The organism is Janthinobacterium violaceinigrum (genome assembly GCF_009208555.1).
GTDB lineage: Bacteria > Pseudomonadota > Gammaproteobacteria > Burkholderiales > Burkholderiaceae_D > Janthinobacterium > Janthinobacterium violaceinigrum.
This window is the reverse complement of the sequence record NZ_WFLI01000040.1, coordinates 48,506-54,538: the sequence shown is the minus strand read 5'-3', so window position 1 is coordinate 54,538 and position 6,033 is coordinate 48,506. Positions and strand designations below refer to the sequence as shown.

Annotated in this window: 5 protein-coding genes; 2 read left to right on the top strand and 3 right to left on the bottom strand. The window is 65.3% G+C overall.

Annotated features, from left to right (window positions below; all coding sequences use genetic code 11):
* The coding region (locus GCN75_RS24520) for a LytR C-terminal domain-containing protein (protein ID WP_152284715.1) at positions 1 to 900 on the top strand (900 nt) is incomplete at its 5' end.
* Between the two features lie 8 nt (positions 901 to 908).
* Here the strand turns inward: GCN75_RS24520 and GCN75_RS24515 are convergent.
* The 3 genes from GCN75_RS24515 to edd all read right to left on the bottom strand — a co-directional run bounded on the left by GCN75_RS24515 (position 909) and on the right by edd (position 4,031).
* Entirely contained in the window at positions 909 to 1,421 is a 513-nt protein-coding gene (locus GCN75_RS24515) for a hypothetical protein (RefSeq protein WP_152284714.1), read from the bottom strand.
* A gap of 63 nt (positions 1,422 to 1,484) precedes the next feature.
* Positions 1,485 to 2,114: a bifunctional 4-hydroxy-2-oxoglutarate aldolase/2-dehydro-3-deoxy-phosphogluconate aldolase gene (locus GCN75_RS24510; RefSeq protein WP_152258713.1), complete on the bottom strand. Its 630-nt coding sequence runs from the start codon at positions 2,112 to 2,114 to the stop codon at positions 1,485 to 1,487.
* A gap of 3 nt (positions 2,115 to 2,117) precedes the next feature.
* On the bottom strand, positions 2,118 to 4,031 hold the full coding sequence (gene edd / locus GCN75_RS24505; protein ID WP_152284713.1) for a phosphogluconate dehydratase: 1,914 nt from the start codon (positions 4,029 to 4,031) through the stop codon (positions 2,118 to 2,120).
* Between the two features lie 334 nt (positions 4,032 to 4,365).
* Here edd and pgi point away from each other — a divergent pair, with 334 nt between their 5' ends.
* Positions 4,366 to 6,030, top strand: coding sequence for a glucose-6-phosphate isomerase (gene pgi / locus GCN75_RS24500; RefSeq protein ID WP_152284712.1), 1,665 nt, complete (start codon positions 4,366 to 4,368; stop codon positions 6,028 to 6,030).
* Positions 6,031 to 6,033 lie beyond the last annotated feature (3 nt).

Genomic DNA, 6,033 nt, shown 5'->3' with positions numbered 1-6,033 from the left:
GAACGCGGCAGCGCCGCCACCCGCGCTGCCGCGTTCTGCAAGCTGGGCAAGCGAATGCAGGAGCTGGGCGATGCGCGCGCGGCGCTGGCTGCGTACCGCGAAGCCCTGCTGCTCACGCCCGCCGCGCCCGATGCGCGCAATGGCGCCGCCGTGCTGCACGCGCAGCTGGGCCAGCTGGAAACGGCGCGCACCATGCTGCAGGCACTGGCGCAGGAAGCGCCCACGGCCCGGACCTACAACAACCTCGGCTACGTGCTGTACCTGCAGGGCGATTACGCGCAGGCGGCGAACGTGCTGCGCCAGTCGCTGCAGCTCGACAATGGCCAGCAGCCGGCACGCGCCAACCTGGCGCTGTCCATCGCGGCGCTGGCGCGCAGCGTCGGCACGGTCGATGCCGCCGCGGACGCCATCGAACCCGACCTGGCGCCCGCGCCCGTAGCCACGGCACCGGCCAGCCGCCTGCAACTGACGCAATTGCAGCCCAATATCTTTGCCCTGAGCTGGCGCGATGCGCCCGTGACCGCGCAAGCGGCCTTGCCGCCCCCCGTCAGGCGGACAGCGCCGGCAGCAGCGCTGCCACGGCTGGAAGTCATCAACGGCAATGGTGCAACGGGACTGGCGGCGCGCATGCGCGGCATGCTGGGCGGCATGGGCATCAGCGTGCTGCGGCTGGGTAACCAACGGCCATACGCGGTCCAGGCCAGCAGCATTGTCTACCGCCCCGGCCATGCGCAGGCGGCGGCCACCCTGGCACTGGCATTGGGCGGCATGCCGCAGCTGCAGGCCGCCGGCGACAGCGGCATCGGCGCGGGTGCAGACCTGCGTCTATTGCTGGGCAAGGATGCGGCGGCCAGCCTGCGCGCGCCGGACATGCGCGTGGCATCGAACACGGCGCCGTGACACCGGCATCAGCGCGGCAGCAGGCGGCGGTCGGCGGGATCGAGCAGGAAGCCCTGCAGGATATCCTGCAGCTGGGGCAGCTTTGCCACGTAGGCAGGGATGCCCAGCTGGCGCGCGCCGAAATAGTGGGCGATGATGTCGCCCTGCTGTTCCATGTTGAAGTCGGACAGGATGCCGCCGGCCTGCGCATCGTAGCGGTAGGCGCGCTGCCGGAGGTAGCCGCCGCAGAGCGCCAGCAGCACGCCATGCAGCAGCACGCCGTAGCCGAGCTGGTACTGCCACACGTGCACCATTTCGTGGATGAAGAACAGCTTGCCGCCGTTGCCCTCGCGCGAAAAATCGTCGCGGTACTGGGCCGGCATGAAGTGCAGGCTGCCGCGCGGCGTCATCGCCGTGTTCTGGTCTTGCAGGCCAAACGGTAAAAAGGAGCCGCGCACGACGCGCACGCGCGCGTAGTCGATGGCGTCGCGAAAGACGCTGCGGGCCATGGCGGTTTCGCCGATGGTCAGGGGGCGGCGCAAGACGCGCATGAGAAGAGGAGTAGAAAGCGCGGCAGGTATGCAAGCCTGCCGCGCCGGTACCGATTAGACCGAGCGCAGGCCGCTGGCTGCCTTGGCGATTTCCGTGATGCGGTCCCAGTTGCCGGCCGCGATCGCGTCTTTCGGCGTCAGCCACGAACCGCCCACGCAGGCGACGTTCTTCAGCGCCAGGAACTGCGACGCCGTCTCTTGCGAGATGCCGCCCGTCGGGCAGAATGTCACGTCCGGCAGGGGGCCGTAGATGGCGTTGAGCATGCCGATGCCGCCGGCCGGCACGGCCGGGAACAGCTTCAGCTGCTGGAAGCCGTTTTCACGCGCCGCCATCACTTCGCCGGGCGTCATCACGCCTGGCAGCAGGGGCAGGCCGCTGCTTTTCGCCGCCGCCACCAGGGCGGACGTCAGGCCAGGCGAGACGCCGAACACGGCGCCCGCATCGCGCGCCTGGGCAAATTCCTCGGGACGCGTCAAGGTGCCCACGCCGACGATGGCGCCCGGCACTTCCGACATGGCGCGGATCGCTTCCAGGCCGTGCTTGGTGCGCAAGGTTACTTCCAGCACGCGGATGCCGCCCGCCACCAGCGCGCGCGCCAGCGGTACGGCGTGGTCAGGGTCGTCGATCGCGATCACGGGGATCACGCTCGAGGTGCGCATAATTTCCAGTAGTGTCATGGTCATCTCTTATTTCCTAGCCAAAAAGTCTTCATCGGAACCGGGCACAGTATCGCCGACATTGTCGGCGTCGTGCAAGGCGACGGTGGTGGGAATCGGCGACGGCAGGCCGAAGGTGGTGGCACCCTCTTCCGCCGCGCTGACGGTGGAACGGAACATGGAAAACAGCTCGCGGCCCATGCCGATGTGGTTCGGCGACAGATCTGCCGTGACCAGCGAACGGGCATGCCAGACGTCGGCCGGCACCAGCGCTTCGAGCACGCCCGTAAAGGCGTCGAGGCGGATGATGTCGCCATCGCGCACCAGGCCCAGGGGGCCGCCGGCGAGGATTTCAGGCGATACGTGGATGGCGGCCGGCACCTTGCCCGACGCGCCCGACATGCGGCCATCGGTGACCAGCGCCACATGGCGGCCCGCATCCTGCAGGTTGGCCAGCGCCGGCGTCAGCGCATGCAGTTCCGGCATGCCGTTGGCGCGCGGGCCCTGGAAGCGCAGCACGGCAACGAAGTCGCGGTCCAGCGAGCCCGCCTTGTAGGCGGCCATGAAATCTTCCTGCGAATTGAATACCAGGGCAGGCGCTTCCACCGTACGGTGCTGCGGCTTGACGGCCGACACCTTCATCACGGCGCGGCCCAGGTTACCGGCCACCAGGACCATGCCGCCGTCCGGCGCGAACGGGTTCGAGGCGGGGCGCAGCACGCTTTCGTCGGCGCTGGCGGCCGGCGCATCCTTCCAGAAGACCTTGCCGTCCTCGCCCAGGAACGGTTCCATGCAGTGCGCGCGCAAGCCGTGGCCCAGGATGGTATTGACGTCTTCGTGCAGCAAGCCCGCGTCCAGCAGTTCGCGGATCAGATAGCCCGTGCCGCCGGCCGCGTGGAAATGGTTGACGTCGGCGTCGCCGTTCGGATAGATGCGCGTGAGCATAGGCACGATGGCCGACAGTTCATTGAAATCGTTCCAGTCGATGACGATGCCGGCCGCCTTGGCAATGGCCACCAGGTGCAGGGTGTGGTTGGTCGAACCGCCCGTGGCCAGCAAGCCCACGACGGCGTTGACGATACATTTCTCGTCGACGATATGGCCAACTGGCAAGTAATTGGCGCTTTGCGCCGTGATGCCGGCGGCGCGCTGGGCGGCAGCTTTTGTCAGCGCATCGCGCAGCGGCGTGTTCGGCGTGATGAAGGCGGCGCCCGGCAAGTGCAGGCCCATCACTTCCATCAGCATCTGGTTGCTGTTGGCCGTGCCGTAGAAGGTACAGGTGCCCGCGCCGTGGTAGGCTTTCGACTCGCCTTCGAGCAAGTCTTCACGCGTGGCCTTGCCTTGCGCATACAGCTGACGCACCTTGGCCTTTTCCTGGTTCGACAGGCCCGACGTCATCGGACCGGCCGGCACGAAGACGGCAGGCAAGTGGCCGAAGTGCAGCGCGCCGATCAGCAGGCCCGGCACGATCTTGTCGCACACGCCCAGGTACAGGGCCGCGTCGAACATATTGTGCGACAGCGCCACGGCCGTCGACATGGCGATGGTGTCGCGCGAAAACAGCGACAGTTCCATGCCCGGCTGGCCTTGCGTCACGCCATCGCACATGGCGGGCACGCCGCCGGCGAACTGGGCGACGGCGCCCACTTCGCGCACGGCTTGCTTGATGATCTGCGGGAAGCCTTCAAACGGCTGGTGCGCCGACAGCATGTCGTTGTACGAGGATACGATGGCCACGGAAGGCTTCTTGTATTCCTTCAGCGACAGCTTGTCGTTGGCGGGAAAGGCGGCAAAGCCGTGCGCCAGGTTGGTACACGACAGGGCGCCGCGCTGCACGCCCTGGATGCGGGCCGCATCCAGATGCGCCAGGTAGGCGCCGCGCGATGGCCGGCTGCGCGCGATGATGCGCGCTGTTACGGAGTCGACTACTGGATGCAGCGTCATGGGATTTCCTTAAAAATGAGTATTTCGTGAAATTTTACTACAAAATAGTGAAGAAGAAGCACTCTTGCATGGGCCAACAACACAAATAAGCCACGGATTGGGGCTTTTCAGAGCAAACCCGGGCAATATCGCGTATCGGCACCCGCCCACCCCTTCCTTATAAGCCACTGGCACAATCGCTAAAAAAAGCACAACAAAATCAGCGTCACGACACAAACTGTAGTGAAATTACGTTTTTCTGATGTATTATTCTCATACCAATGCCGGCATCCCGTTCGCCACGATGAACGCGCCGCGCTCCTTTCAACCGAGACAAGCACCCAAGCCGACAGCCATGCGCCAGCCAGCACCTACTCCTGCCATCACCGCCACCGCCAGTTTCCAGTCCCTGCAAGCGCATGGCGCCAGCCTGCGCGACGTGCATCTGCGCCAGCTGTTCGCCGCCGATCCCGCGCGTTTCTCCAGCATGACAGTCGATGCGGCAGGACTGCTGCTCGATTACTCGAAGAACCGCGTCGACGCCACCGCCATGGCGCTGCTGATGGATCTGGCCCGCGAACGCGGCGTGGAAGCGCAGCGCGAAGCCATGTTTACGGGCGAGAAAATCAATCTTACCGAACATCGGGCCGTTCTGCATACGGCCTTGCGCGCGCCGCGCGGCACGCAGCTGGTCGTCGATGGCCAGGATATCGATGCCGACGTGCAAGATGTGCTGCAACGCATGAAGGCGTTTACGGACAAGGTGCGCAATGGCAGCTGGCTCGGCTACACGGGCAAGCCGATCTGCGACATCGTCAATATCGGCATCGGCGGCTCGGACCTGGGCCCGAAAATGGCTTGCCTGGCGCTGCGCTCCTACGCCAACCCGGGCCTGGAAATGCACTTCGTATCCAACGTCGACGGCCACGACATGGAAGCGACCCTGTCCAAAGTCGATCCGGAAACGACCTTGTTCATCGTTGCCTCGAAAACCTTCGTCACCGCTGAAACCATGCTCAACGCAAACACGGCGCGCGCCTGGTTCCTGCTGGAAGGCGAAGAAAAAGATCTGGCCCAGCATTTTGTGGCCGTTTCGACCAACACGCAAGCGATCGTCGACTTCGGCATTGCGCCGGAAAACATGTTCCCGTTCTGGGACTGGGTCGGCGGCCGCTATTCCGTCTGGTCGTCGATCGGCCTGGCCGTGGCCCTGTCCGTGGGCTTCGAATACTTCAGCGATTTCCTGGCCGGCGCGCATGCGATGGACCAGCATTTCCGCCAAGCCCCGCTGGAACAGAACATGCCCGTGGTGCTGGCCATGGTGGGTTTCTGGAACCGCCAATTCCTCGATTGCGGCTCCGTCTCCATCGCGCCCTACCACCAGGACCTGAGCCGCTTTGCCGCCTACCTGCAACAGCTGGACATGGAAAGCAACGGCAAGCGCGTCACCAAGGATGGCCAGCCCGTCGACGTGCCCACGGGTCCCGTCATCTGGGGCGACTGCGGCACGAATGCGCAGCACGCGTATTTCCAGCTGCTGCACCAGGGCACGGACATCACGCCCATCGACTTCATCGCCGCCCTGCGCGCTACGCACGACTTGCCCGGCCATCACGACGCCCTGCTGGCCAACTGTTTTGCCCAGTCGGAAGCCTTCATGACGGGCAAGACGGGCGAGGAAGTGCGCCAGGACTTGCAGGCGCAAGGCTTGCCGGAAAGCGAAATCGCGGCGCTCGTGCCGCACAAGACCTTCCCCGGCAACCGCCCCAGCAACACCATCCTGATGGACCAGCTGACCCCGACCACCCTGGGCGCCCTGATCGCGCTGTACGAACACAAGACCTTCGTGCAAGGCGTCTTGTGGAACGTCAACAGTTTCGACCAGTGGGGCGTGGAACTGGGCAAGGTGCTGGCCAAGAAAATCCAGGCCGAACTGACGGGCGAAGCCCGTCCCGACCACCATGACAGCTCGACCAATGGCTTGATCGCGCTGGCGCGCGCAGCCAAGGCCGCGTATTAAGGA

Coding starts and splice junctions, on each gene's coding strand:
- pgi (WP_152284712.1), top strand. CDS start 4,366: ATGCGCCAGCCAGCACCTACTCCTGCCATCACCGCCACCGCCAGTTTC.
- GCN75_RS24510 (WP_152258713.1), bottom strand. CDS start 2,114: ATGACCATGACACTACTGGAAATTATGCGCACCTCGAGCGTGATCCCC.
- edd (WP_152284713.1), bottom strand. CDS start 4,031: ATGACGCTGCATCCAGTAGTCGACTCCGTAACAGCGCGCATCATCGCG.